At 67.8% G+C, this 24,448-nt stretch carries 20 protein-coding genes and 3 pseudogenes; 16 read left to right on the forward strand and 7 right to left on the reverse strand.

Going from position 1 to position 24,448, the window contains the following annotated elements:
* The first annotated feature begins 756 nt into the window (after positions 1 to 756).
* Together ACFYOH_RS37085 and ACFYOH_RS37090 are read left to right on the forward strand one after the other, a co-directional pair.
* On the forward strand, positions 757 to 3,243 hold the full coding sequence (locus tag ACFYOH_RS37085) for a SpoIIE family protein phosphatase (RefSeq protein ID WP_388635079.1): 2,487 nt from the start codon (positions 757 to 759) through the stop codon (positions 3,241 to 3,243).
* A gap of 68 nt (positions 3,244 to 3,311) precedes the next feature.
* Positions 3,312 to 3,884, forward strand: a pseudogene (locus ACFYOH_RS37090) (zinc-binding dehydrogenase); the annotation flags it as partial.
* 143 nt (positions 3,885 to 4,027) lie between these two features.
* On the opposite strand, the gene ACFYOH_RS37095 reads toward ACFYOH_RS37090, so the two are convergent.
* Complete coding sequence (locus ACFYOH_RS37095; RefSeq protein WP_388635081.1) at positions 4,028 to 4,363, reverse strand: hypothetical protein; 336 nt, start codon at positions 4,361 to 4,363, stop codon at positions 4,028 to 4,030.
* Positions 4,364 to 4,690: 327 nt separating this feature from the next.
* Positions 4,691 to 6,387, reverse strand: a pseudogene (locus tag ACFYOH_RS37100) (aminotransferase class I/II-fold pyridoxal phosphate-dependent enzyme).
* Between the two features lie 284 nt (positions 6,388 to 6,671).
* Between ACFYOH_RS37100 and ACFYOH_RS37105 the strand changes: the two are divergent.
* The 9 genes and pseudogenes from ACFYOH_RS37105 to ACFYOH_RS37145 all read left to right on the forward strand — a co-directional run bounded on the left by ACFYOH_RS37105 (position 6,672) and on the right by ACFYOH_RS37145 (position 14,658).
* Positions 6,672 to 7,589 carry an NADP-dependent oxidoreductase gene (locus ACFYOH_RS37105; RefSeq protein WP_388635083.1) on the forward strand — a complete coding sequence of 306 codons (918 nt, stop codon included), beginning with the start codon at positions 6,672 to 6,674 and terminating at the stop codon, positions 7,587 to 7,589.
* Between the two features lie 629 nt (positions 7,590 to 8,218).
* Positions 8,219 to 10,183, forward strand: a complete 1,965-nt coding sequence (locus tag ACFYOH_RS37110) for a SpoIIE family protein phosphatase (RefSeq protein WP_388635085.1) — start codon at positions 8,219 to 8,221, stop codon at positions 10,181 to 10,183.
* 103 nt (positions 10,184 to 10,286) lie between these two features.
* Positions 10,287 to 10,462, forward strand: a pseudogene (locus ACFYOH_RS37115) (FAD-dependent oxidoreductase); the annotation flags it as partial.
* 285 nt (positions 10,463 to 10,747) lie between these two features.
* A complete protein-coding gene (locus ACFYOH_RS37120; RefSeq protein WP_388635087.1) occupies positions 10,748 to 11,419 on the forward strand; it encodes a TetR/AcrR family transcriptional regulator in 672 nt (223 codons plus the stop codon).
* Positions 11,420 to 11,752: 333 nt separating this feature from the next.
* Positions 11,753 to 12,037 carry a winged helix-turn-helix domain-containing protein gene (locus ACFYOH_RS37125; protein WP_388635089.1) on the forward strand — a complete coding sequence of 95 codons (285 nt, stop codon included), beginning with the start codon at positions 11,753 to 11,755 and terminating at the stop codon, positions 12,035 to 12,037.
* Between the two features lie 22 nt (positions 12,038 to 12,059).
* Positions 12,060 to 12,518 carry a BTAD domain-containing putative transcriptional regulator gene (locus tag ACFYOH_RS37130; protein WP_388635176.1) on the forward strand — a complete coding sequence of 153 codons (459 nt, stop codon included), beginning with the start codon at positions 12,060 to 12,062 and terminating at the stop codon, positions 12,516 to 12,518.
* A gap of 504 nt (positions 12,519 to 13,022) precedes the next feature.
* Positions 13,023 to 13,538, forward strand: a complete 516-nt coding sequence (locus tag ACFYOH_RS37135; protein ID WP_388635091.1) for an RNA polymerase subunit sigma-70 — start codon at positions 13,023 to 13,025, stop codon at positions 13,536 to 13,538.
* 203 nt (positions 13,539 to 13,741) lie between these two features.
* Positions 13,742 to 13,882, forward strand: coding sequence for a hypothetical protein (locus ACFYOH_RS37140; protein WP_388635093.1), 141 nt, complete (start codon positions 13,742 to 13,744; stop codon positions 13,880 to 13,882).
* Between the two features lie 392 nt (positions 13,883 to 14,274).
* On the forward strand, positions 14,275 to 14,658 hold the full coding sequence (locus tag ACFYOH_RS37145; protein ID WP_388635178.1) for an MmcQ/YjbR family DNA-binding protein: 384 nt from the start codon (positions 14,275 to 14,277) through the stop codon (positions 14,656 to 14,658).
* Positions 14,659 to 14,979: 321 nt separating this feature from the next.
* On the opposite strand, the gene ACFYOH_RS37150 is transcribed toward ACFYOH_RS37145, so the two are convergent.
* From ACFYOH_RS37150 to ACFYOH_RS37160, 3 genes are all read right to left on the reverse strand, one after another.
* On the reverse strand, positions 14,980 to 15,669 hold the full coding sequence (locus ACFYOH_RS37150) for an Ada metal-binding domain-containing protein (RefSeq protein WP_388635095.1): 690 nt from the start codon (positions 15,667 to 15,669) through the stop codon (positions 14,980 to 14,982).
* A 311-nt stretch (positions 15,670 to 15,980) separates the two neighbouring features.
* A complete protein-coding gene (locus ACFYOH_RS37155; protein WP_388635097.1) occupies positions 15,981 to 16,850 on the reverse strand; it encodes a carbon-nitrogen hydrolase family protein in 870 nt (289 codons plus the stop codon).
* An 8-nt stretch (positions 16,851 to 16,858) separates the two neighbouring features.
* A complete protein-coding gene (locus ACFYOH_RS37160) occupies positions 16,859 to 18,349 on the reverse strand; it encodes an APC family permease (RefSeq protein ID WP_388635099.1) in 1,491 nt (496 codons plus the stop codon).
* A 115-nt stretch (positions 18,350 to 18,464) separates the two neighbouring features.
* Here ACFYOH_RS37160 and ACFYOH_RS37165 point away from each other — a divergent pair, with 115 nt between their 5' ends.
* Positions 18,465 to 19,070 (forward strand): TetR/AcrR family transcriptional regulator, encoded by a 606-nt coding sequence (locus ACFYOH_RS37165; protein WP_388635101.1) that lies wholly within the window; start codon positions 18,465 to 18,467, stop codon positions 19,068 to 19,070.
* Positions 19,071 to 19,103: 33 nt separating this feature from the next.
* On the opposite strand, the gene ACFYOH_RS37170 is transcribed toward ACFYOH_RS37165, so the two are convergent.
* Complete coding sequence (locus ACFYOH_RS37170) at positions 19,104 to 19,667, reverse strand: YbaK/EbsC family protein (protein ID WP_388635103.1); 564 nt, start codon at positions 19,665 to 19,667, stop codon at positions 19,104 to 19,106.
* A gap of 270 nt (positions 19,668 to 19,937) precedes the next feature.
* On the opposite strand from ACFYOH_RS37170, the gene ACFYOH_RS37175 reads away from it, so the two are divergent.
* On the forward strand, positions 19,938 to 21,209 hold the full coding sequence (locus tag ACFYOH_RS37175; protein WP_388635105.1) for an ISAs1 family transposase: 1,272 nt from the start codon (positions 19,938 to 19,940) through the stop codon (positions 21,207 to 21,209).
* Between the two features lie 106 nt (positions 21,210 to 21,315).
* Here the strand turns inward: ACFYOH_RS37175 and ACFYOH_RS37180 are convergent, their stop codons facing one another.
* A complete protein-coding gene (locus tag ACFYOH_RS37180) occupies positions 21,316 to 21,729 on the reverse strand; it encodes a Rid family hydrolase (protein ID WP_388635107.1) in 414 nt (137 codons plus the stop codon).
* 521 nt (positions 21,730 to 22,250) lie between these two features.
* On the opposite strand from ACFYOH_RS37180, the gene ACFYOH_RS37185 reads away from it, so the two are divergent.
* The 3 genes from ACFYOH_RS37185 to ACFYOH_RS37195 all read left to right on the forward strand — a co-directional run bounded on the left by ACFYOH_RS37185 (position 22,251) and on the right by ACFYOH_RS37195 (position 24,414).
* Positions 22,251 to 22,799, forward strand: coding sequence for a carboxymuconolactone decarboxylase family protein (locus ACFYOH_RS37185; RefSeq protein WP_388635109.1), 549 nt, complete (start codon positions 22,251 to 22,253; stop codon positions 22,797 to 22,799).
* Between the two features lie 113 nt (positions 22,800 to 22,912).
* On the forward strand, positions 22,913 to 23,707 hold the full coding sequence (locus ACFYOH_RS37190; protein WP_388635111.1) for an isocitrate lyase/phosphoenolpyruvate mutase family protein: 795 nt from the start codon (positions 22,913 to 22,915) through the stop codon (positions 23,705 to 23,707).
* A 59-nt stretch (positions 23,708 to 23,766) separates the two neighbouring features.
* Positions 23,767 to 24,414 carry a nitroreductase family protein gene (locus ACFYOH_RS37195; protein ID WP_388635113.1) on the forward strand — a complete coding sequence of 216 codons (648 nt, stop codon included), beginning with the start codon at positions 23,767 to 23,769 and terminating at the stop codon, positions 24,412 to 24,414.
* Positions 24,415 to 24,448 lie beyond the last annotated feature (34 nt).

The raw sequence follows: 24,448 nt of genomic DNA on the forward strand, positions 1-24,448 counted from the left end.
GCCCGCAGTGCCTCCCAAAGCGCACGCGCCGTCTGGACTGGGCGAAACTCGCTCCGGAGGCCTCAGGCGTGATCCGCCTGGACACGGCACCGTGACGGTCTCCCTATGGCTCACGGGCGCCATCCCCGGGCGCAGCATCGTTCCCTACGTGGGGGACCAAATGGTCTGGCGGGTCTTGGGCGGCGTGCGGTTTCCGTCGATCGGCTACGCGGCGATCGTGCCCGCGCCCTGCTGCAGCCCGCGTCAGTCTTTCTCGCAGAGGCTGGCGGGATGACGGTCATCATGCTGGCGGCCGGATTTTACATGACTCATGCCCGCTGTGTGCGCCTGGTGCCGTAAGTCATCGGACTGTCCGTGGCCCTGGTGATCGCTCTTTCTGGGGCTCTGCTGCGGGGCTCGATCAACCCCGCCCGCCAGTTCGGTCCTGCCGCATTCGCTGGGCAGACCACCGATCTGCGGATCCGACTGACGCGTGAGGTGCGGGTGAGAGCAAGCGGGGAGTCACCGGACGGCCGTGTTGCTGCCGTCGGTACCAGCCGACGGCCCGTTGGCTGCGCCCAGGCTCCGAGAGGGGGCCCGCTGGAGCAGGTCTGACGGGTCGAGACGACCGGCGCAGCCACCGTCGGGGGCAGTGTGAATGGGCTGTGGCCTGCCGTGCCTGGTAGCTCGATCACTCCTGCCCTGGACCTATCCATCCACCAGACAGCCGAGCAGTTGGGGGACCGCATCGCCGGGGGGACACAGAAGGGAAGAGCAATGGGCAGTTCCGCAGAGACAGCAGTCTCCGAGGCTCAGACGGCCCTCGAGACAGTCTGCCCAGCGATAGCCCTGCTCGATGCGCGGGGGACGGTGATCGGATGGTCGCAGGCCGCTCAGCGGCTCGTGGGCTACTCGGCCGCCGAGGTGGTGGGGCGGTCCGCCGGTGTCCTGTTGGTGGCCGCTGACGACCGAGCAAAGGCTGCACAAGCCGCACAAGAGAGCACCTCCCGGAGCTGCTGGTCCGACCTTGTGCAGGTGCGCCACCGGGACGGCCGCAGCATCGACGTGCGCCTGCGCGTGTCATCGCTGTCCGGGCAGGACGGCCGGGAGCGGTGGGTGGTCTGCGCGACCGACAAGGCCTTGCTTCCCGCGTGGCCGGCCGAGGCCACGGTGGCGGAGCCGCTCCTCGCTACGCTGCCGCTGCCGAGCCGCCTGCCGATCGGTGTCGTCGTACGGGACACGCACCTGCGCTGCATCCGGGTCAACGACACCCAGGGCTCCAAGGACGGCATCCCACTCCCCGAGCGGCTGGGCCGCACGCTGACGGAGGCGGCGCCCGGGACGGGGTCCGAAACGCTGGAGGCAGTGATGCACCAGGTACTGGAGAGCGGGGAACCGGCGATGGACGTGGACTACCAGGCCTTGCTGCCGGCGAATGTGCGAAGCAACCGCCTATTGACGGCGTCCTTCTTCCGCCTCGACGACGCGCAGGGTCGCGCGCTGGGCGTGTGTAGTGTGAGCGTGGACGTCACCGACAGCCGGCGTGCGCGAGAGCGTCTGGCAATCCTCGGCGAGGCCAGCAGGCGCATCGGTACCACGTTGGACGTGATGCAGACCGCGCAGGAACTGGCCGACCTCGCCGTGCCGTTCCTCGCGGACTACGCCACCGTCGACCTGGCGGAGTCCGTCCAACACGGCGAGAAGCCCTTGGCCCATCTCGGCCCACAGGACGGCCGCATCCCCGTCTTCCGCCGCGCGGGCCTGGCCTCGATCCACCCGGGAACGCCGGAGTCCCTGTTCGCTCGCGGAGAGCCGGTCTTCGTCCCGCCCATTTCGCCCTTCACCGGTGTCCTGCGCTCCGGAAACTCCCACTTCGAGCCGGTCCTGGACAAGTCTCCGGGCACATGGCTGGACCACCTCGGCGCGGCGTGGGCGGAGAAGATCCGCGAGCACGCCATGCACGCGTTGATGGTCGTCCCGATCCACGCCCGGGGCGCGGTACTGGGCGTGGCGGTCTTCGTGCGGACGGAGGACCCCAGGCCGTTCGAGGAGGACGACCTGCTCTTGGCCGAGGAACTCGTCAGCTGGGCAGCGCTGGCCCTGGACAACGCCCGCCAATACGTGCGCGAACGCTCCGCGGTTCTCGCCCTGCAGCGCTTGCTGCACCCCCACCGCCCCACGGGCGGCTCCGCCGCGGATGTGGCCTGGCGCTACCTGCCGGCCGACAGCCACCACGGCATCGGGGGTGACTGGTTCGACGTGATCCCCCTCTCCGGCGCCCGCGTCGCCCTGGTCGTCGGCGACGTGGTGGGACACGGCATCAACGCGGCGGCGAAGATGGGCCAACTCCGCACCGCCATGAACACCCTCGCGGACATGGACATGCCTCCCGACGAAGTACTGTCCCGCCTCGACGAGCAGGTAATCCGCCTCACCGAGGCGGAAGACCCCCGGCACCCGGCCACCACCACGATGGCCGCCACGTGCCTGTATGCCGTCTACGACCCGGTCACCCGTACCTGCACCATGGCACGGGCCGGCCACCCCCCGCCCGCGGTCATCGACCCGTACGGCCACGTCACCTTCCCCGACCTGCCCGCCGGAGCACCGCTCGGCCTCGGACTGGTCCCCTTCGAGACCGTAACTTTGGAGCTCGCCGAAGGAAGCGTGCTCGCCCTCTACACCGACGGTCTGATCGAGGCCCGCGACCAGGACCTCAACGCCGGCATGAACCGTTTGAGCGCGGCCCTCGCACGGCCCGACCTCACATTGGACGATCTGTGCTCCTCGACGGTGGACACACTGCGGGCCAACCCGCCGAGCGACGATGTCACTCTGCTTCTCGCACGGACCCGCTCGCTGAGCGCAGACCAGGTTGCCTCTTGGCAGTTCCCCAGCGACCCCGCCGTCGTCAGCCGTGCCCGAACGCTCGCTGCCCGGCAGCTGACCCAGTGGGGACTGGAACACCTGGCCGAGTCCACAGAGCTGATCATCAGCGAACTGTTCACCAACGCCGTCACCCACGGCAACGGCGATTGCAACAGCGACCGCACGATCGGCCTACGCCTCATTCGGCACGAGATGCTGACCTGCGAAGTCTCCGACGCCAGCCACAGCCACCCGCTTGTGCGACACCCCCGCTCCACCGACGAACACGGCCGCGGCCTCTTCCTCGTCACTCAACTGTCCCGCCGATGGGGAACCCGCCACATCCCCGACGGCAAAATCATCTGGGCTGATCAGCAACTGCCAGCCGGTGCGTGAAACCACTTACCCGCCCAGCTCAAGCGCTTGGAGGCCAGTGCCTGTACCCCGCGTGCCGACGGACCATCGCGGATGTCGACCACACGGTGGCGGCCGCGCTGCCGATCTCTGGACTGACCGCCTGGCAGAGCCTGTTCGACCACGCACGGATCATGACCGGCCAGACCGTCCTGATCCACGGCGCCGCGGGTGGCGTCGGTTCGATCGCGGTGCAGCTCGCGCTGGGGGCGGGAGCCCGGGTGATCGGCACCGGTCGGTCCGCCGACCGGGACGCCGTCCTCGCTCTGGGCACGCATACGTTCCTGGATCTCGAGGCTGGCCGGCTGGAGGACGTCGGCGAGGTCGACGTGGTGTTCGACGTGATCGGGGGTGACATCCTCGACCGCTCGGCTGCGCTCGTACGCGCCGGCGGCACGATCGCCCAGCCGCCCACCGGCCGGCCCAAGGACGGGCGGGCGCTGTTCTTCGTCGTGGAACCCGACCGCGCGCGTCTCGCGGACCTTGCGCAGCGGGTCCGGGACGGGCGGCTCGACGTACGGGTCGGCGCGGTCCGCCCGTTGGCCGAGGCAGCCGCCGCCTTCGCCCCTGAGCGGCGCGTCACCGGCAGGACGATCATCCGGGTCGCCGATGATCCCCAGTGATCACAGAGCGTCGCAACTCCGTGATCATCGAGAAGATGTTCAGCGGGTCTGACAGCACCCCGGTGCACTCCTTGCCCGACAGAGGGGACCGGGTCCGAGCTCCGACTTCGGGCGGCCGCGCGGTGACGGCCGGGTCCACCGACTCAGGAAGCCCGGCAGGTCCCGTTGCCGAAAGGGGTACGGGCGAACCAGGTCCGCGCCTCGTCGGCGGACAGGACGCAGGTCGGCTCGGCCGTACCCGGGAGCAGCGGGAAGAACCGGTCGGCGTACCAACTGCGTTGATACATCGGCTCGTCCAGCACGAGCAGGCGTCCTCCCTCCAGTACGACGATGTCGCCGGGCAGCTCCTCGTTCGTGCCGTATCGCGTCCTCCGCCAACTCCTCGAACCGGGAAGGGGGCAGCAGGCCCGAGACCAGCGCCCGGCGACCAGCCAACTGGGCTTCGCCCGTACCCCGAACTCGGCACCCGGCGCCTCCACCCGGTGCAGTCCCGCAGGGCGCTGCCGTCCGCGAACGCTCTGTCCAGGGCGTCGGGATCGATGCCCGCCCCGGCGGCGTGACGGTCCACCGTGGCCCGGTCGCCCAGGTCCTCGCCCAGCGCGAAGTGGGCCGCGAAGAGTGCGTCGATGAACGCGCCCACGACGTCGGGGCGGTGCAGGCACGCCCATTCCACCGCCGTCAGGGCCATCCGCGTGTCATGCACGTCATGAAGCGCCTGCCTTCTTGACAGTGCAGCCCAGGCAGGCGTGAAGTGACGCCGTACCCACAAAGAGATCAGTTCGGGTGCCCGGCTACCTGGGGGCGCGTCAGGAAAGGATCCGCACGAGTGCGGAGAGCGCCTGAGGCCACGCAGCGTCGGAGGGCACCCCGTATCCGACGACGAGGGCATCGGCCATGGCGTTCAGGGACCGTTCATGGCGGTATCGAGACAGGCCAGCCACTTTGAGGCCCTGCCGGGTTGCCGACCGAAGGACCCGCTGCTCGGTTCCGGGCGGCAAACCGAGCACGGTGTGCAGGCCAGCCGCTGTCCCGATGACGCGCACCTTTGGGGCGTGCTGGGCCAGGGCTGTGACGAGAGCGTCTCGTCGATCGCGGTAGCGCCGACGGGCAGCACGTACGTGACGGCTGTAGGCGCCGGAGGTGATGAATTCCGCCATCGTCAGCTGGCTGAATACCTCGCACGAGTCGATCTGTCCCTTGGCTGCCACGGCTTCCTCAGCGAGCGTGGGAGGCAGCGCCATCCAGGCCAGCCGCAGGCCAGGAGCAAGGGTCTGGCTGGCGGTACCCAGGTAGACCACGCAGTCGGGGTCGAGTCCTTGGAGTGCCCCGACGGACTGGCGGTCGAAGCGGAACTCACCGTCGTAGTCATCCTCCAGGACCAGCCCGCCGGTCCGTCTGGCCCAGTCCACGACGGCCGTCCGGCGATCGCGCTGCAGCGCCGTGCCCACAGGGAACTGGTGAGCCGGTGTGAGTAGGACTGCATTGGTGCCGACGGGCGGCACCGGGTCGGTCCCGTGGGTATCCAAGGGAAGCGGGAGGGTCTTCAGTCCGGCAGCCGCCAGCAGGTCGCAGTACCTGTCTAGGCCGTAGGACTCGACGGCGACGTTCCTCGCCCCCGCCCGGCCAGGACTCCGCTCAGGATCTGCAGGCCGTGGGAGGTGCCGGCGCAGATCAGTATGTGGTCCGGACTCACGTACACGCCCCGGGCTCGCGCGAGATGGTCTGCGAGCGCGGCCCGTAGCTCCGGCCGACCGCGGGGGTCGCCGTAGCCGAGGGCGTCGTCGGGGGCCGCGGTCAGGGCGCGGCGTGTGGCCTTCAGTCAGGCTGTACGAGGAAAAGCGGTGAGGTCGGGGTTACCTGGGATCAGGTCGTAGCAAGGGTCACCGGACGGCTCGGCGGCCGAGCGCGCCGAGATCGGCCGAGTGATCATTCTGTCTGCCACGAGTGTGCCCGAGCCTCTGCGGGCGGTAAGCCATCCCTCGGCGACGAGGTCGGCATAGGCGTCAGCCACGGTGTTGCGGGCAAGGCCGAGGTCGGCGGCGAGCTGGCGGGAGGAGGGCAGCCGTATTCCCGGGGCCAGGTGGCCGGTGCGGACAGCTTCGCGCACGGCTTCGGTCAGCGCACGGCGCACACCTCGTCCAGCTGGTATCAAATCATTCTCAAAGGCCTGACGTAGCTGCGCTGGACTGATCGTGGTGCGAGCGCCGAGGGGCTCGACAGTGGCCGCGTTGTTGATCGGAACATCGACCGGGCCGCCGGACAGAAGGTCGTCGATGGCCGTGGTGCGCTGGTTGTCATTGGTCAGATCGGTAGTCACGATGCGAACCTCAACACTCGACGCATTTGCTCTGATGGCGTTGGCGGTTTCGTCGAGTTGGACGGCGGTGCGGGCGAGAAGGATGACATCGACTCCGGCCCGGGCAAGTCCGGTCGCGATCGCTTCGCCCGTGCCGTGGCCAGAGCCGGTGATCAGCGCGGTCATGCGAATAAGCCCAGCTGTCATGCATGAGGGTTCCTTTCAACGCGATGTGTGGGATGGCCTCTCCCACGTCCCGTGCCGCACCACGCGACTCCGATGAGCGAGAAGGTCTACCGGATTGACTCCGCACCTATGTGATGAGCGTCGATCCTTCGCGCCGTCTTACCGACATTTCGCTGTTGCGCTTGTTCCTCGACGCCCTCGCACCCCACTCCCTATCGATCAGCGTGGTAAGACGCCGAGGTCTGGCGCCGCTACTACTGTCGAACCGAGAAGTCCGTACAGGCGGGGATACAGAGAGGCGCCGGATGAAGGCGATTGTGGTGACGGATCAGGCCGCGGGAACCGCCGGGATGACGCTGGCGGAGCGCCCCGAGCCGCAGGCAGCGCTGAACGATGTCGTCGTTCAGGTTCACGCGTCGGGATTCACTCCGGGTGAGCTGACGTGGCCCTCGACCTGGACCGATCGCTTCGGCCGAGACCGGACGCCGTCGATTCCCGGGCAGGAGCTGGCCGGATTGGTCACCGCTCTCGGCTATGGCACGACGGGGCTGTCGGTGGGGCAGCGGGTGTTCGGCCTCGCGGACGGGCATCGGGGCGGCACCCTGGCGGAGTATGTGGCGATTGAGGCGCGTAATCTCGCGCCGCTGCCGGCCGACGTTGACTTCACGGTGGGCGCGAGCCTGCCGATGCCGGGCCTGACCGCATGGCAGGGACTGTTCGAGCACGGCCGCCTTCAGGCGGGGCAGAGTGTCCTTGTGCACGGCGCTGCCGGCGCAGTCGGGTCGATGGTGACGCAGCTCGCACGAGAGGCCGGCGCCTACGTCATCGGCACCGGACGTACCGCCGATCGGGAGACGGCGCTTGACTTCGGCGCGAGGGAGTTCGTCGATCTCGAGAATGACGCCCTGGAAGACGTCGACAAAGTCGATCTGGTGTTCGATGTCATCGGCGGAGAGATCGGAAATCGGTCCGCAGGCGTGATCCGTGCCGGAGGAACGCTGGTGTCCATCGCCGGCCCGCCTGAGGTGCGTCCCGCGGACGGCCTGGCGATCGATTTCGTTGTCGTGCCCGATCGTGCCCAACTGGGTGAGGTCGTCCAGCGGGTGCGGGACGGACGGCTGCGGACGAACATCGGCAAAGTCTCGACCCTCGATGACGCGGTTGCGGCCTTCAACCCGACCGAGCGGATCATTGGGAAGACGATCATCAGTGTTCGTCCGTGAGCGACGCGCGCGCATCGATGCACGCCGCCCTCTGGCGCTGACCAGATCGGCCGGCTGTGTCCTATCGCCTGTCGGCGTGCACTCCTGGATCCAGCGGACAATAACGTTCAGGGCCGCCAGCGCGGAGGACCGAGAACGACCTTCTTCCGGTGACAGCGGCCGATATCGAAGCTCGTGGCCGATCTTTACGCCCCGATCGGCCAGCGCGTAACGATGTTGCAGACTGAGGATTACAGGACCGGTGGTGCGGCCGACGCACTACCGCGCCGCACAAGACGTGTCGAGAAATCCGAAAAACGGCCTGGAATATGCATCCCGGCTGGAACGCTGGATTCAAGTGCCGTCTGCATCGTGATACGCATGCGCGTTACATCCCACGCTGTCCGGGCGAGCCGGTTGAGGGACCGGCCTGGAGTACGTCGAGGTTGATGATCGCATCGCTCCGCGATTGCTACACGCAATGATTCCGCCACAGCGGCAATCCCCCTACAGGTAGCGTGCTGCCGGCTGGTGTCTTGCTTTGCGCCCTGTCCCATGCCACAGCTGGTGGGCGCGACCTGCTCTGCGGCGGATAGTGTTGTTGAAGGAAGACGAGGTCATATCGCTCGACGATGGGTAGTGAGCGGCAAATGGACGCCTCGGACGAACTTCTTCGGATGGCTACACCGTCGGCTCTTTTGACGCTGGACGGTGTCATCCGCTTCCTCAATGCTGCGCTGGCGGCTCAACTGGGCAGGCCGTGGGAACAGTGCGTGGGTCATGGTTTCGTTGAGCTACTCCCCGAGGACCAGCGCATCTCGGCTGAGGGCTTGCTGAGGCACGGGGCCACGACGAAGGGGCTTGCGATGCGTGTGCTGGAATTTCCCGGCACGAGCACCGCATCTGTGGTCTGCCTCGTCGAGGCGCGACCGGTGACGGATTCCTCGAGCGGCGAGCGGCTTGTGTGGGTGCATTCGTTGGACGCGGGACACGACCTCGGCGGTCTGCTGATCCCATTCCAGCTTGCGGCGAAGGCTGCCGACCTCGGTCTCTGCATGTGTTCCCCCGATGAGCACCAGGTGGAGTGGCTGGGGGGTGCACCCGCCCTGGCCGCGCTCTTCCCGCAAGCGTCGGTGCCCCGGTCCAAGATGATCAGGCAAGTGCACCCTGATGATCGGAAGGACGTGCAGCGGCTTGTGCGCTCGTCCGCCGCCCAGTCCCCATGGATCAGGTCGCGGTTCCTCACCGAGCACGATGGCTGGCGTGTTCTCGCAGGCCAGGTCCGCCGGATCCAGTTGGGATACGGCGGCCCCGAACGGGTTTTTGCGGTGATCCGCGACGACACCCAGTCGGAGACACACCGCCAAGAGACGCTGGCCGAGGTGAGCGCGGAGCGGGAGCGCGCCGATGGGATCACCGCGTTCTCCTCAGCCCTGTTCAGCGCTGCCACCGAGCAGGAACTGCAGCAGGTGGTCCTGGCCCGGCTCGCCGCGGCCGTCGGAGGTTCCGGCGCCCTCTTCGCACTCGTCGACGACGGTCGCTTGCGGGTCTCCTCGGATGCTGGGATCCCCACATGGGAGGTTGATGCTCTGCTCGGCCTGTCGCTGGAGGAGGATCGGCCGTTGCCCTACGTGATCCGTACCGGTCAGGCACAGTTCTTCCGCAACCACGAGGAGCTTGCTCGCCGGTGGCTGCACGATGACAGTCTGCCCCTGCCGAGCCCCGCGCCCGGCACCGCCTTGTCGATCACCCCTCTCAGCCCGGTGGGCGACCGGCCGCTCGGGGCCTGGGTGGTGACGTACGACGGTGAGCACCCTCCTTCCCCAGAAAAGCTCGCCTTCATAACGACTCTGGCCGAATTGGCAGGCCAGGCACTGAGGGCCATCAGGTTGCAACAAGCCCACGTCGAGCTGTCCATGGCGCTCCAAGAGAGCATGCTCCCGACGCTGCCGGAGCACCTCCCAGGCCTGGAGATCGCCGCCCGCTATCAGCCTAGTCGGGATGGGTTGGATATCGGCGGAGACTGGTATGACGCGTTCTTGCTCCCCGATGGTGCGGTCGCACTGGAAATCGGGGACGCTCAAGGGCACGACGTGGATGCCGCGGCTTTCATGGGCCAGGTGCGCTCGTCCATGCGCGCGATCGCCGCCCACGAGCCTGACCCGGGAACGGTGCTGACGCGTACCAACGAGTTGCTCGTCGCGATGGACGCGCCACGGTTCGCAAGCTGCACCATGCTGCACCTCGATCCGCATGACGGACAGGTCATCGGCACCAGCGCAGGCCATGTGCCACTGCTCCACGCGCGCGACGACGGCAGCCACACCATTCGCACACTTCCCGCCGGGCCGCTCCTGGGAATCGTGCCTGGCGCCGCCTACCCCGAGGAGACCTTCACTTTGGAAGAGGGCACCGCGCTGGTCATGGTCACCGATGGTGTGGTCGAAGGGCCGCGCCTGACCCTGGACGCCGGACTGGAGCGAGCGGGAGCGCTGGCCGGTCGAGCCCTCCAGGACCGGCTCGGCGTCGAGGCGACCGCAGACCGAATACTCGACGCGGTGACCGCGGTGGGCCACCTCGACGACGTGGCCGTGCTGGTCATGCGACGCACATGAGACTCGATGTGTCTCCCGGGCAGGGAAGCCCCTCCGCCCCTCATTCACCGGCGCAGCGTCAGCCCAGGGGAGACCCCAACTGCTGCCGGCACGCGGCGGCGAAGTCGTCCTCGACCGTGACCCGGTCTCCCCGGCCCTCGACTACCAGCAGCAGGGTGTCGCCATGGACCAGGGCTACGTCCCGGTCGACGAGTACATGCGGACGAACGTCCCGGACCCTCTCCGCTGTCAGAGACCTGGTCCCCACGCCCCAGCTCACGACACGTCGGCTTCGCCGACGCCACGTGAAGGGCCTGTCCGGGACCGGCTCGGACGCGAGGAGAGCATTCCCGCCGCAGGTCCTCGCTACGGCCGGTCCTGTGCCCCTGGCCGGCCAGGAGGGGCGGGGACCGCCGGAGGCATGGCTTCTCCCTGGCAGTGGTCGGCCCGGGCCGACCACTGCCAGGGAGGCCCGGGAGGATGACTCCGGATCGAATGGGTCGGACGCCGGAGGACGAGTAACGGAAAAGGACCTTGAGGTCCCTTCTGAATCCTGCTACCGTTCGCATCGGTAACCTGGTCAATGTGGCGGAACAGGTGCGCGATAAAGACGATTCCCGACTGACTGAGCGAGGGCGGGCGACTCGAGAGCGCATTTTGAGGGCCGCCGCCGACATGATGTACGTCAAGGGCGTGTCTTCCACGACCCTCGACGAGGTCAGGGCGGCCAGCGGAACGAGCAAATCCCAGCTCTACCGCCACTTCCCCGACAAGGATGCACTGGTGCGGGACGTTGTCGCGTTGCAGGCTGCAGAACTGCTCGAACGTCAGCACCAGCTACTGCAGAGGCTCAACTCCATCCGTGGGCTGGAGCGCTGGCGGGACGCACTGATCGAACACAACGCGCTCCGAAACGGAGCTTACGGCTGTCCGCTCGGCTCGCTTGCAAGCGAGCTGGCCGATCAGGACGAAGAGGCGCGCAAGGCGATCGCCCGGCACTTCGACTCCTGGGAGGGACTGCTCGATGCTGGGCTCGAGCGGATGAAGGACTCTGGAGTCCTCCGCGCCGACGCGGACGCCGGAGAGCTCGCCACCGGCCTCATGGCCGCCCTCCAAGGCGGCTACCTCCTTGCGCAGACGGCCCAGGACGTCAAACCCATGAGGATCGCCCTTGACATGGCGATCGGCCACGTCAAGACCTATGTCGTGGCCGCCGAGGACGTCAATCCGCCGGAGGGGAGCGCGGGAGGGCGCTAAGCCGTCGGGGGCGAGGCCGAGAAGTCCCGGTGCGGCGCCACGGGCGGTTGTGTCGCCGTCTCCGTACCAGACTGGACTTTAACGCCCTCCCGGCGGGCACAGGCGGGAGGGGTGGCGGCGGGAGGACGCGTTCGTCCGCACGTTGTTTGCCCGCATGTGGCCCCAGCCGCCGACCAAGAGCGGCGGCCCCCTGATGAAAGGCAGGTCTCCTCCCCAAGAGGGGACTATTTGGTCCTGGAAATTGGCCCGATCCGCGGTAGGTTCGGGGGAGATGGTCCCTTACGGACAGCCAGGCAGCCAAGCCTCACGGGGATCTCCAGAGCGGTAAGCACTATGCACGTGGGCGTCCAGTTCTCAGTGCTCGGCCCAGTCCGGCTGCACAGACAGGGGGGCGAGGCCGGAGCCGGTCAGCCGAGGCAGTGCGCCGTGCTCGCTTCGCTGTTGCTCAAGGCAGGCAAGCCTGTAAGTCCCTCGAAACTGGTGGAGGACGTGTGGGGCGACGATGCCCCACCGTCGGCCGTAGGCTCCGTGCGCACGTACGTCTGCAGGCTCAGGCGAGCACTGGGGGAGCAGAGTCACAGCTCCGTGAGCCTGGTCGTCGGGCGCTACCTGCTGTAGCCACCAACCGGACGCTCTGGACCTGAACAGGTTTAAGGAGACGACAGCATGGGCGAGGGAGGCCCGCAGCACCGGCGAAGCCCTCGCCGGGGTCCCGGGGCCGTTCGCGGGCCAGCAGCGCAGCGTCCTCAGCGAGCTGCGCCTCGCGCGTGTGCGGAGGAGCAGCTCGCCTGCGAAGTGGAGAGAGGGAGCTACACCCGAAGCCGCCGCCGAACCGTCCGCCCTGCTTGTCGAGCACCCGGTTCGAGAGCTCAGAGGCGGTCTCCTCATGACTGCGCTCTACGGTGCTGGGCGGCAGTGCGAGCCCCTGACGATCTACCACATGACCAGTCACCTGCTGCGTCAACGCCTCGGCGTTAGCCCGTCACCGGAACTGCAGCAAGTCCACGAGCGCATCCTCTCCGGACGATTCCAGCTCCCGCAAAGGGCCGACCGCCCGAAGGGCGCGCCACGGACGCCCCCGCATCACGCCCTGGCTTAGCTCCCAGCCGCCGTGCCGAGCCTCGGCGGCCGAGAGGGAGCGAGAGCAGGTCGAGCGCTTGGTCGCCGATGCAGAGACGTCGTCCTCCGTGGTCATCTACACGGTCGGCGGACTGGCCGGCGTCGGCAAGACAGCTTTCGCCACCACCGGCGCCCCGCCGTCTGGCTGACCGCTTCCCGGACGGCCAGCTCTTTGCAGAGCTGGGAAAGCGTGCCCCACGGCGCGTGCGAGTCCCTCGTCGAAATATGCCGGAAACCCCGTCCGTGAAATCCCAGGATGCGTACACGGCGAAAAGAACAGCGACTTCGCGTAGATGTCCTGTTGATGGTCTCGTGATTGGCTTGTCCGCACGAAATGATCTGGAGATTGAGAACCATGCACTCCGCAGATGCTAGAAAAACGTGCCGCTCGGCTCCGGATGGACATGCCGGAACCAGCGGCAGTGCCCCGATAGCAGGGCCCGCCACGGGCCGAGGGCAGCTCGACCCGGAGTCCGCCGCCTGGGTGGACGCGTTCGAGGGCGGTCGTGGGCCGCAGTACGAGCAGGCCTGCACGCAGCTGCACGAACTGCTGGTGCGGATCGCCATGGACGAAGTGTTCCGCCGGGGTCCTCGTTACCGAATTACCGGGCCCGAGCTGAACGATCTCGCCCACCAGGCGGTCGCCGACGCACTGATGAGGATCACGCACAAAATCCAACTGGGCCGCCATTTCTGGCGTGTTTCAAATAACCGGTTCGACTTGGACGAATGGGCGCAAGTTCCCGACCGCTCCGGTATCGACCCCGTCAGCCACTGGCAGGCGCGAGAGCTGGTCGAAGCCGCGCGCGACGCAGTCGAGACAGCACTCAGCGCCCGCCAGCGGCAGGTCTTCACTGCCGTCGTCAACGGGGTGCCCCTGGAAACGCTCGCCAGTGAGCTGGAGACGAACCGTAACGCGCTCTATAAGACGATGTTCGACGCCCGTAAGAAACTGCGAGCTCAGCTGATAGCCGGCGGACATCTCAGCGCTGCGCGCTGATGCGGCGGCGACGTCGGCCGGGGCAGCGCTGACCGAAGGGCTCACACCGCAGCCGCACACGTCCCGGGGCCTGGCAGTCGTCTTCCCGGGGCGGACCAGAAGGCCCGCGCCGCCAGGAACTCACCTTCCCGACGGGCCGGAGGTAGGAAATCGCCCTCGGGCGCTCACCAGCCGCCGGTGGGTCGGCGACGCCGATCGCGGGTGTGCGGGGCGCCGGGTACACCGACCCGCAGATCCGGGCGATCGTCGCGGTGGCGGTGCAGTTCCTGCTCACCAACTTCATCAACAACGTCATCCACGCCGACATCGACATCCCCGCCGTCGATACGGCTGCGGCCCAGTGAACCGCCGATCGCTTGATGGCTGAAACCCTCGGCCCGGTCCGCGCACCCAGCCCGGTAAACCCCTCAGCGACCCAACGATCATTCAGGAAAGGCTCGACACGTCTGACAGGCGGCGCCCAGGTGCTGGCCTGGCCGTTCGACGCGAAGTGGCCCGGTCTTTTGCTCAGAAAATGGTCCACACGTGTGGGCGGACGCGCGCATACGCTCGGGTCATGACCAGCGCGGATTTGGCCGCCTGCGTCGCGCCGCCCGCGTAACTGTCTCTGTATCCCGTCGGCTTCCGTCACTGTTGCCGGCGTGCGGCGCCGCCGTTCGTGGCGGCCATGCGGGACGCCACCTTGGGCCTTGGCCGGGCGGTCAGGGCACTCGGATCGATAGAGGAGTTGATCACCTTGGACGGACAGGAGCTGCAGAAGATCGCGGGCGACTGCACTGTGGAACTGCCTGGCGCCGACCTGGAGCATCGTTTCGGCCCCGACTGGGGGGTCTACAAGGTGCGCGGCAAGGTCTTCATGCTCATGACCGACATGCCGGGGCGCCCCGTCGTGATCCTGAAAGCTGATCCGGACGACGCCGCAGCCCTGCGTGAGCAGTACGCAGACATTACCCCCGGCTATCACATGGACAAGAGGCACTGGATCACGGTGGAAGGCGGGGGCACCATCGACGAGAAGCTGGTGAAGGAGCTCGTGATCGACTCCTACCGTCTCGTGGTCGACCGGCTTCCCAAGTCCGAGCAGCCCGTGGATCCGCACACCTACGGCCGCCGCGCCTGACCTTCGTCATGCCCATCAGCGGCGAGAAGCTCCAGGACAGAGCGCGCGACACAGCACCGGCGATGCCCGGGGTCAGCCACGGGCGCCCGTTCACCGAGCCGCTGGACGTCTACAAGGTGGCGGGCAAGGTCCTCCTGATCGTCACGGACGACCCGGACGAACGCATCGTCACCCTCAAGGAAGAACCGGAGTACGGGCGGCTGCTGCAGCACGAACACCTATCGATTACCCCGGGCCTACCAACCAAGCCTTCGTTACCCGGCGCTTGGCGGAGTCGTCGTTCCGTTGTTTCGGGGGGTTGTAGTCGGTGTCCGGGGCGGTTCAGAAGGACACGTTCTCGGCGTGTGGCAGACGGGCCGGGCCGGAAGGCCGGCAACAGATGCCGGTGGTGTGAACCGCGGTGACGAACTGGCCGTCGTAACGTCGCTCCTTGTCTGTGACCGCCTGATAGCAGGTGCCGAAGTCGGTGTGCATGGTCCGCCGTGTTCTTGGGTCGAGCAGGCATGCCGAACAGGCCTCAAGAGGCAGCAGCCGCCTGAGAAGTGGGTCGTGGAACGAACGCGCTCGTGGAGCTGCGAACGTGGGCTCAGCTGCGCGCGAAGGATTCGATGTGGTCCAGGGCCATGTCCAGCGCGACAGCGATCGGCTCGGAGCTATGAGCGTTCTGTGCAAGCACGTAACCCCCCTGCAGAGCAGCCAGCAGCCCAGTACCCAAGCGTTGTGGGTCCGCGTTTCGACGAGCACCCGCCGCCAGGCATCGAATGATGCGTTGAGCGCTTGGCGGGACTGCTCATCGTTGTCGGACAGCTCAATCGACATCGCGCCCAGCGCGCAGCCGTAGGAGCCGTCCTGTAGTGAGTTGGCCTGGACCAGGGCGTCACGCCAGCGGCGCAGACCGGTGAGGGTCTTCAGGCCGCGCAGGCGCTGTTCCTCGCGGGCGAGGACGAACTTCGACTGCACGTCGATCACGGCGTGGATCAGCGCGAGTTTGTCCTCGAAGTGATTGTACAACTGCGACTTACTCGTGCGGCTCGCCAGGGCGCTTGCAGGTTCCGTGGTTGTGCGATTGGTCGGATGGTGTCCGGTTGGGGGTGCACAGCAGGGCTGGCACGGGCTTCATGATCATTGTGGTGTCTGAAGCCCAATGAGGGACTCTGTCGGGAATCTTGTCAACGGCCAGGTCCTTCGTGCCCGTCAGCAGGCAATTCCGTCTTCCGACCGGCCCGCTGGCCAAGATTCCCGACAGAGTCCCTCACTGGCTATGTAAGCGTTGCCGGCCAGCCGCTGCGGTCGAGGTCTGTGCGCGGCCGGCCGTGGTGGGCCTACTTTTCAGCGGCCCATGCGGGTGTGTGGAAGGTTCCGCCGTACATGGGCAGCTGGATCTTCGCGCCGTAGCGGGCGAGTTGGGCCCACGGGCGGTTGATGCCGGCGGATCCGTAGGCGCGGACCCGGGTGACGGTGTCGAGGTCGAGGACGTCGACGAGGATCTCCTCGCCGCCTGCGGCCTGCTGGCGGACGATGCCTTCGGGGTCGACGATCGCGCTGTGGCCGACGGCGGCGGGGTCGGCGGCGTTGACGTTGACCACGTAGATCTGGTTGGTCCAGGCGTTGGCGCGGGCGCAGACCAGCTCCATCTCCCGGTCGCGCGTGGTGGTCAGGGTGGGCTGGATGACGACCTCGGCACCCATCCAGGCGAGCTGCCGCATGGTCTCCGGGAAGGACCCGTCGTAGCAGATGGCCAGGCCCACCCGGCCGGTGCCGGGGATGTCGAAGACGGTGAACTCGTGTCCGGGGGCGGCCTGTTCGTAGGGCTGCCACGGGAAGACTTTGCGGTAGCGGGCGACGAGGCCGTCGTCGGGGGAGATCGCGAGCGCCGTGTTGAAGACGGTGCCGTCCTCAGCGCACTCGAACACGGAGCCGGGGACCAGCCACAGTCCGGTCTCGCGGGCGAGCGCGCAAAGGCGGTCGGTCAGCGGCCCGGGGACCGGTTCGGCGACCTGCTCCATCCAGCCTTCGCGACCCTGGAGCAGCGGCGGTTCGGCGGCGAGGAGCAGTTCGGGCACGACGACGAGCTGGACGTGCGGGAACAGCTCCCGTACGGCGTGGACCTGCTCCTCGAAGCGGTGGTAGGTGGCCTCGGGGTCGTGGACGACGGGGCGGGTCTGGAGGGCGGCGATGGCGAGCGTGCGCATGGTGGTTCTCAGTCCTCGGTGATGATCAGGTCGGTGACGGTGCGGCGACCGTTGCGGAAGAAGTCGGGGAAGCGGAGCCGGAGCAGGGCGGTGAGTGGCAGGCCGAGCAGGATCGAGCCGATGCCGAGCAGGAACACCCCGCCGATGCCGTCGATCGAGGTGGCGCCGTAGCTGGGGTCGACCATGTCCCACGCGCTGCGGGCGAAGGCGGCCAGCATCATCAGGCCGCCGGCCAGCGGGAGCAGGCCCTTGACCAGCAAGGCCTGAGTGGAGGTGCGCAGGTCGCGGCGGAAGTGCCACGCGCAGGCGAAGGCGGTGGCGCCGTAGTAGGCGCACACCAGCAGGCCGATGCAGAGTACGGCGTCGCCGAGGAAGGAGGGCGCGGCGAAGCTCAGCGCGGCCAGCAGGGCGACAGCGACCACGCCGGTGAAGACGGTGGCGAAGGTGGGGGTGCGGTAGCGCGGGTGCACGCGGGCGAAGATCTTGGGCATGGCGCCGTGGGAGGCGACCGAGACGTTGGGGCGGGCGGTGGAGACGATGCAGGTCAGCAGGGCGGCGACGGACGAGAGCGCGACGGCGAGCTGGACGCCCTTGGCGACGCTGCCGCCGAGTGCGGCGGGGGCGAGGGTCGCCAGCACGTCGGCGGTGTTGTTCTGGTCGCCGAGCCCGAGGCCCTTGGTGCCGGTGCCGGCGAAGCTGATGGCGGCGACGGCGGTGAACAGGTAGGTGCTCAGCAGGATGAGCGTGGACAGGACGGCGGCCCGTCCGGGGGTGCGGGTGCGGTCGCAGGCCTCCTCGTTGACGGTGAGCGCGGCGTCCCAGCCCCAGTAGATGAACAGGCACAGCAGCACCGACTCGGCGAACGGTCCGGTGCCGTGGAAGCCGACCGGGTTGAGCCACGCGAGGCTCGGGGTGGCGGCGCCGTGGTGGGCCAGGGCGGCGACTCCGAAGCCGACGAGGGCGGCGAGCTGGATGGCGACCATGGCGGTCTGCACGGCCGCGGAGAGCTGGACGCCCCGGTAGGCGACGGCGGTGACGAGCGCGATCAGCAGGGCGCCGAGGCAGGTGACCGGCAGGGTCTGCCCGGCGAGGTCGGTGAGGCCGACCAGGTCGAGCAGGTTGGTGGCGCCGACCTGGGCGAGGGCGGTCATGGCGATCAGGGTGGCGATCTGCGGGAGCCAGTTGCCGAAGATCCAGCCGGACCAGGGGCCGAAGTTCTTGGTGATCCAGACGAAGTTGGTACCGCAGTCCGGCATGACGCGGTTGAGCTCGCGGAACGCGTAGGCGGTGCACAGGATCGGCACGAAGCCGACCAGAAGGGCGGCCGGCGCGAGGTGGCCGACGGCGAGCACGACCAGGCCCAGGGTGACGGTGATGCTGTAGGCCGGGGCGACCGAGGCCAGGCCGAGGGAGACCATCGACAGCAGGCCGACAGAGTCGGCGGCGAGGCCCTTGTCGGGGGCGGAGGGTCTGGCTGCGACATCGGTGGGGTTGGACATCTCGGGCTCCTGGCGTGAGGGCCGGCATTGTTAAACGCAGATTTAAGAATATGGCCACTCTGCCGTCAAGGGCTGGGTTGATAGCATTGAATACAAGGTGAGAGAAGGGCTGTGCATGACAGGCGGCAAGAGTGGCAGGAAGAGCAAGGAGGCCCGCCGGGCCGAACTGGGAGCGGCAGTGCAGCGCGCCCTGCTGGCACGCGGACTGGAGGGGCTGCGCCTGCGCGACATCGCGGACGAGGCAGGAGTCACCCCGGCCGCGGTGCTCTACTACGGTGACCTGGACGCGCTGGTCTACGAGGCTTACCGGCACGGCATCGAGCGCTACGGCGAGGAGCGCGAACGCGCCGCCGAGAAGTTCACCGACGCCCGCGACCAACTGCGCGCCTGCATCGACAACGGCCCCGCCACCGGCCCCGAGGACGCGCTCACCCGGCTGCTCTTCGAGTACTGGCCCCGCTGCCTGCGCGACCCCAAGGCGGCGGCCCTCGACAGCGCCCTGACTGAGCGCCAGATCGCGGTCTACTACGGCATCCTGCTACTCGGCCAGAACCAAGGCCACTTCAAGCTGACGGACCCGCCGCGGCTGCTGGCCGCCAACTTCGTCGCCATGGAGGACGGCTACCAGATGGACATCCTGGCCGGACGCCGCAGCCGCGCCGAGGTCGTCACCGCCCTGCGCAGCCTGGCCCGCGCGGTCACGGGCTACGACCTGGACTGAGGCCGTCCGGCCCGACGCGGGCTGGGGCCGGGCTCAGCCTGCCAGGCCCGGCAGAATCTCGACACCGGGCAGCTGAGCGAAGGCCCACCCGGGCAGGATCAGCTTCCCGCGCCGGCGGCCGCTGCCCACCAGGACGTGCGGGGCGGTCGTCACCGCTTCGTCTACCAGCAGCGGCCAGCCGGCCGGGAGGCCGACAGGAGTGATGCCGCCGTACTCCATGCCTGACTCGCTCACCGCGTTGTCCATCGGGGCGAAGGACGCCCGACGCGCACCGAGGTGCTTGCGGACGGCGGTGTTCACGTCCACTCGCGTGTGGGCCAGGGCGAGGCACGCGGCGAGGGTGATCTCGCCGCCGCGCTTGGCGGCCACGACCACGCAGTTCGCGGAGAGCTCCAGCGGGACTGCGTAGGTGTCGCAGAAGACGGCGGTGTCGGCCTTCCCGGGGTCGGTGTCGACGTAGAGCACGGACTCGGCCGCCTCGCGCGCCGCCCAGTTCTTCAGCGCGTCGACCACCGGCGCCGCGAGGAGATCGGTCACGTCCAGGGCGCGGTGGGTCGCGGGGAAGTCGCCGAACGGGGGACGCACGTGCTCGCTCATAGAAGTGACTCTACTGGCCCATTGGTCGGCAGGATCACAAGGTCAGGGCCCCGTTCGGTCGAAGGCCCCGGCAGGGGCCCGCTTTGCGGGGCGCCAACCGCGAAGACATTGAGAGACTCTGTCGGGAATCTTGGCCAGCGGGCCGGTCGGACGACGGAATTGCCTGCTGACGGGCACGAAGGACCTGGCCGTTGACAAGATTCCCGACAGAGTCCCTCAATGAACATGAGGTGGCCCGTGCCTGCCGCTGTATCTTCTCCCATCCCTGCCGTGCTGGCGAAGCTGGGTCCGCTGAACGCCGGTCGGGTCGCTGACCTGCGCCCCTACCTCGACTCGGTGCCCGACCCGCGCTCGCGGCGGGGCCGGTGGTACCCGCTGACAGCGATCCTGCTGGTGTGCGCCTGCGCGGTCGTCTCGGGCGCGAAGAGCATCGACGAGCTCGCCAAGTGGGGCGAGCGTGCCTCGAACACGATGCTGGCGGTCATCGGTATCCGCCGTCATCCGTTCAGGTGGCGGCGCACTCCGTCGCCGGCCACGATCGGGCGCGTGCTGGGGGCTGTTGACGGCGATGCGCTGGACCGGGCAGTGGGCGCCTACCTGGCCGACCGGCACCGGGCTGCCGCCGAGCCCGCCGTTGCGCCGGCCCCCTCCGCCTCCGGGCGGCGGCGCGTCATCGCCATCGACGGCAAAGCACGCAAGGGATCAGCCCGACTCACCTCGGCCCGTCGGCACCTGCTCTCGGCGGTCACCCACGGCCGCGTCGTGACCCTCGCCCAGGCCGAGGTCGGCGCGAAGACGAATGAAACCATGCACTTCCGGCCGCTGCTGGCGCCGCTGGACCTGGCCGGCGCTGTCGTCACCTTCGACGCACTGCACTCGGTCAAGGCGAACATCTCCTGGCTGGTCGAGGCCAAGAAGGCCCACTACATCGCCGTGATCAAGACCAACCAGCCGACCGCCCACAGCCAGCTCGCGGCCCTGCCGTGGCGGGACATCGCCGTCCAGCACACCTCCTCCAGCACCGGGCACGGCAGACAGGAGTCCCGCTCGATCAAGACCTGCGCAATCGCGGACCAACTCGGCGGGATCGCCTTCCCCCACGCCCACCTGGCCATCCGCGTCCACCGTCGGCGCAAGCAGACCGGCAGGCGCGAGACCCGCGAGAGCGTCTACGCCGTCACCAGCCTCGACGCCCACCAGGCCAGCCCGTCCGACCTGGCCGCCGCGATTCGTGGGCACTGGGGAGTGGAGAACTCCTCGCACCACATCAGAGACGTCACCTTCGCCGAAGACGCCTCCACCGTCCACACCGGGACCGCACCCCGCGCCATGGCGACCTTGCACAACCTCGCCATCGGCGCGCTGAAAACCCGGAGCCGACAACATCGCCAAGACCACCCGAGCGATCCGCGACAACCCCGAACGAGCACTCCCACTCCTGGGCATCACCAACAATTCGGACGCATCCGGAACTTGATCAAGCCCTGGCTGCTCGCCAGCCGGACGTCATCGAGCGTGGTGGCGTTGACGCCCCTGACATAAAACAGCTTGGCCGCCGAATCAACGATCCGTGAACGGGTCTCCAGGCCGCGTGGCGTGCGTCGAGTAACGCTGGTTCCGGGCACGGTGTCTCCCTCGGGCATGTTACTCACTCGTGCTGCTCGGCAGCCGTGTGCGTCACGACCGCAGTGGCCTCGATCTCCAAGCGGAGACCGGGCCGGATCAGTTGTGGCACCACTGCGAGCACATAGGCCGGTCGGTGAGAGATGACGTCCTTGCGAACCTTCACGTAGGTGTCGATGTCGTCGCGATCCGTGAGCCGGGACCGGACCTGGACGATGTCGCTGAGTTGGGCGCCCGCGCACCGCAGCGCCTCGCACACGTTGTCCGAGGCTTGCTCGGCCTCCTCGGCGAAATGCTCCGGCAGTGTCCCGTCCGGCCGCAATCCCGGGGTGCCGGACAGGACGACCTGCGTGGCGCCGGCCGGGATCGCGACCGCTTCGGAGTAGGTGCCGATGTGGCGCGACACCCTGGCGTCGATGAACTGTGTTGCGGCGGTCATATCAGCGAAAACCCCCTCGTTGGCGGACGCGAGATGGAGGCGGCAGGCAGATCCGAGAGATCTCGCCTTCGTCCTCTAGAGTGGACTAAATCGTCCATCAAATCAATCGATCAGGCCCGAGCCGGACTGGCTCGAGGCGGCTTGAACTCGTTCGTGCCGACCGGTCGAAGTGGCTCACGGTACAGCCTCTGTGTCCCATTGAGCTGCGGATTTATTGTCCGATGCGACGTTGACCCGCTTGCATCCAGTGCGGCGGACTCAGCTGGACCGGGGGAGGGGTTGCGTTGAAGTTTCTGGTCTGTATAGTCCTTCTTAGGCGGTGCCCGGTGGAGAAGAGATCCGGAACTCGGTGCCGACGGAGTCACCCCTCGCAATGCAGGCAGCAGGCGCCCGGCGCAACCGACGCCACCGGCGAGGTTGCGGCCCGCCCAGCTAAGGCCTGCGGCGGAGCTCTGAAGCACTACGAGCCCGACCCGGGCTCGATGACTACTACTCACACCCCGACCGGAGGTCGATTGGCCATGTCACGACTGAACGTTCCCCCTCGAGAGGATGTGCCCGCCGGCGCGCAGCAGATACTCGACAACGTTGGTGCACAGCTCGGTTTCGTCCCGAACATGTTCAAGACCATCGCGTCGAACCCGACCGTTCTTGAGGTCGTCACGACTCTGCAAGGCACCTTGAGCCGGGTTCTCGATGCGAAGACGCGGCACAGCATCGCGCTGGCCGTGTCGCAAGCCAACGGCTGCAGTTACTGCCTGGCGATGCACACCTACGTCGCGACCGAATTCGGCGGCATGTCAGGCGAAGACATCGAGCTCGGCCGCGCAGGGAGCTCGGTCGATCCCAAACGCGCCGCGGCCGCTCGCTTCGCCCAACGGGTGGTCGACAGCCGCGGGCGGGTCAGCGACGCCGAGCTCGCGGGTGTGCGAGGCGCCGGGTACACCGACCCGCAGATCCTGGCGATCGTCGCGGTGACGGTGCAATTCCTGCTCACCAACTTCATCAACAACGTCAACCAGTCCGACGTCGACATCCCCGCCGCCGACTCGGTCGGTACGTTGGGCTGACCGCTCGAACCCTCGTACCGGGCCGCGTGCGCGGCCCGGTACCCCTCTCGCCGATCCGGTGATCTTTCAAGAAGGGGCTTCACATGCCGAGTTCTGAGCTCTACTAGAAATTCATGGCGTTGCACACCCGTGACGGCGGGGTCGTCATGCCGAACGCATGGGACGGCCTCTCGGCGCTGATGCTGGCTGATGCCGGCTTCGAGGCGATCGCGACATCGTCGGCGGCGCTCGCGGGCACGCTTGGCAGGTCCGACGGGCGTCACGAAGTCACCCGCGACGAGCACCTCGAGCATGCGCGGCTGCTCGGCCGACTCACCGGGCTGCCCGTGAACGGAGCCTTCGAGGACGGTTACGGCGACACGCCTGAAGACGTCGCCGCGACCGTTGAGGCCACCGTGGCGTCCGGCCTGGCCGGTATCGGGATCGAGGACACCTCGGGCAATCCCGATCAACCGATCCGCGACTTCGACGAGGCATTCAATCGCGTACGTAGCGCCGTCAACGCGGACAGGGGACGCATCGTCGTCACTGGTCGGACCGACAACTTCATCCAGGGGCGGCCCGATCTCGTTGACACCATCCGGCGTCTGACGGCCTTCGCCGAGGCCGGCGCGGATGTGCTCTACGCGCCGTTCCCGCCCGACCGCGACGCGCTCGTCGCGATCGTGACCGCGGTCGCGCCGACACCGGTCAACGTCCTGGTGTCGCCGGCGGAGAAGGTGCTGACCGTCGCGGAGCTGCAAAAGATCGGGGTCAAGCGGATCAGCGTGGGTCCGATGCCCTACGCGAACGCGATGGGGGCCCTCGAACACGCCACCAAGGCGCTCGTCGCGGGCGACCTCGCCTCGGCGACGACAGGCATGAGTTTCGAGCGTATTGATGAACTGCTTGCCCGCGGCAAGAACTAGCCCAAAACCTGCGAACCACCGCTCCTCATCTACTGATTGCAAGAAGAAGGCGGATTGACATGAATCTCGACAAGCTCATGAACAAGCATCTCACCAGGTATTTCGACCCCAGCAAGACCATCCCGGAGGAAACCCTTCAGCAGCTGCTGAGGTTCCTGCGTTCCACGCCGACGTCGGTGAACATCCAGCCGAACCACTTCTACGTCCTCGCCACGCCCGAAGGCAAAGAGCGGCTCGCCAACAACCTGGGCGAGCGGTTCCAGGACAACGCCGAGAAGATCCTGAACGCGTCGCACACCGTCATCCTCACCACCCGGGCAGATGTGCCGGACAGCCACCTCGAGGCGGTGTTCACGAAGGAGAGGGCCGACGGCCGGTTCCCTGACCCATCAAAGCAGGAGCTGTGGGAGTCGATGACCCGGGACTTCCTCAACCTGCGCAACTACGGCTACAAGGACCTGAGCCACTGGATGGAGAAGCAGACCTACATGGCGGTGGGCCTGACCATGATGGCGGCCGCCGAACTCGGCGTCGAGGCCACGCCGCTGGAGGGGTTCGACCCGACCAGTGTCGACAAGGCGTTCAAGATCCGCGAGACCGGACACAGCACGACCGTGCTGCTGGCCCTCGGCTACCCCGACCTCGCGAGGGTGTACACCAGCCCGATCTCGCGATTCGACGCCGACCAGCTGTTCACCTTCATCTAAACACCACCCGGAAACCAAAACCCACCACGCATAC

It is taken from the genome of Streptomyces sp. NPDC007856 (assembly GCF_042868225.1).
Taxonomy (GTDB): domain Bacteria; phylum Actinomycetota; class Actinomycetes; order Streptomycetales; family Streptomycetaceae; genus Streptomyces.

Coding starts and splice junctions, on each gene's coding strand:
- ACFYOH_RS37160 (WP_388635099.1), bottom strand. CDS start 18,349: ATGTCCAACCCCACCGATGTCGCAGCCAGACCCTCCGCCCCCGACAAG.
- ACFYOH_RS37190 (WP_388635111.1), top strand. CDS start 22,913: ATGGCGTTGCACACCCGTGACGGCGGGGTCGTCATGCCGAACGCATGG.
- ACFYOH_RS37195 (WP_388635113.1), top strand. CDS start 23,767: ATGAATCTCGACAAGCTCATGAACAAGCATCTCACCAGGTATTTCGAC.
- ACFYOH_RS37185 (WP_388635109.1), top strand. CDS start 22,251: ATGTCACGACTGAACGTTCCCCCTCGAGAGGATGTGCCCGCCGGCGCG.
- ACFYOH_RS37170 (WP_388635103.1), bottom strand. CDS start 19,667: ATGAGCGAGCACGTGCGTCCCCCGTTCGGCGACTTCCCCGCGACCCAC.
- ACFYOH_RS37105 (WP_388635083.1), top strand. CDS start 6,672: ATGAAGGCGATTGTGGTGACGGATCAGGCCGCGGGAACCGCCGGGATG.
- ACFYOH_RS37155 (WP_388635097.1), bottom strand. CDS start 16,850: ATGCGCACGCTCGCCATCGCCGCCCTCCAGACCCGCCCCGTCGTCCAC.
- ACFYOH_RS37180 (WP_388635107.1), bottom strand. CDS start 21,729: ATGACCGCCGCAACACAGTTCATCGACGCCAGGGTGTCGCGCCACATC.
- ACFYOH_RS37085 (WP_388635079.1), top strand. CDS start 757: ATGGGCAGTTCCGCAGAGACAGCAGTCTCCGAGGCTCAGACGGCCCTC.
- ACFYOH_RS37110 (WP_388635085.1), top strand. CDS start 8,219: ATGGACGCCTCGGACGAACTTCTTCGGATGGCTACACCGTCGGCTCTT.
- ACFYOH_RS37165 (WP_388635101.1), top strand. CDS start 18,465: ATGACAGGCGGCAAGAGTGGCAGGAAGAGCAAGGAGGCCCGCCGGGCC.
- ACFYOH_RS37125 (WP_388635089.1), top strand. CDS start 11,753: ATGCACGTGGGCGTCCAGTTCTCAGTGCTCGGCCCAGTCCGGCTGCAC.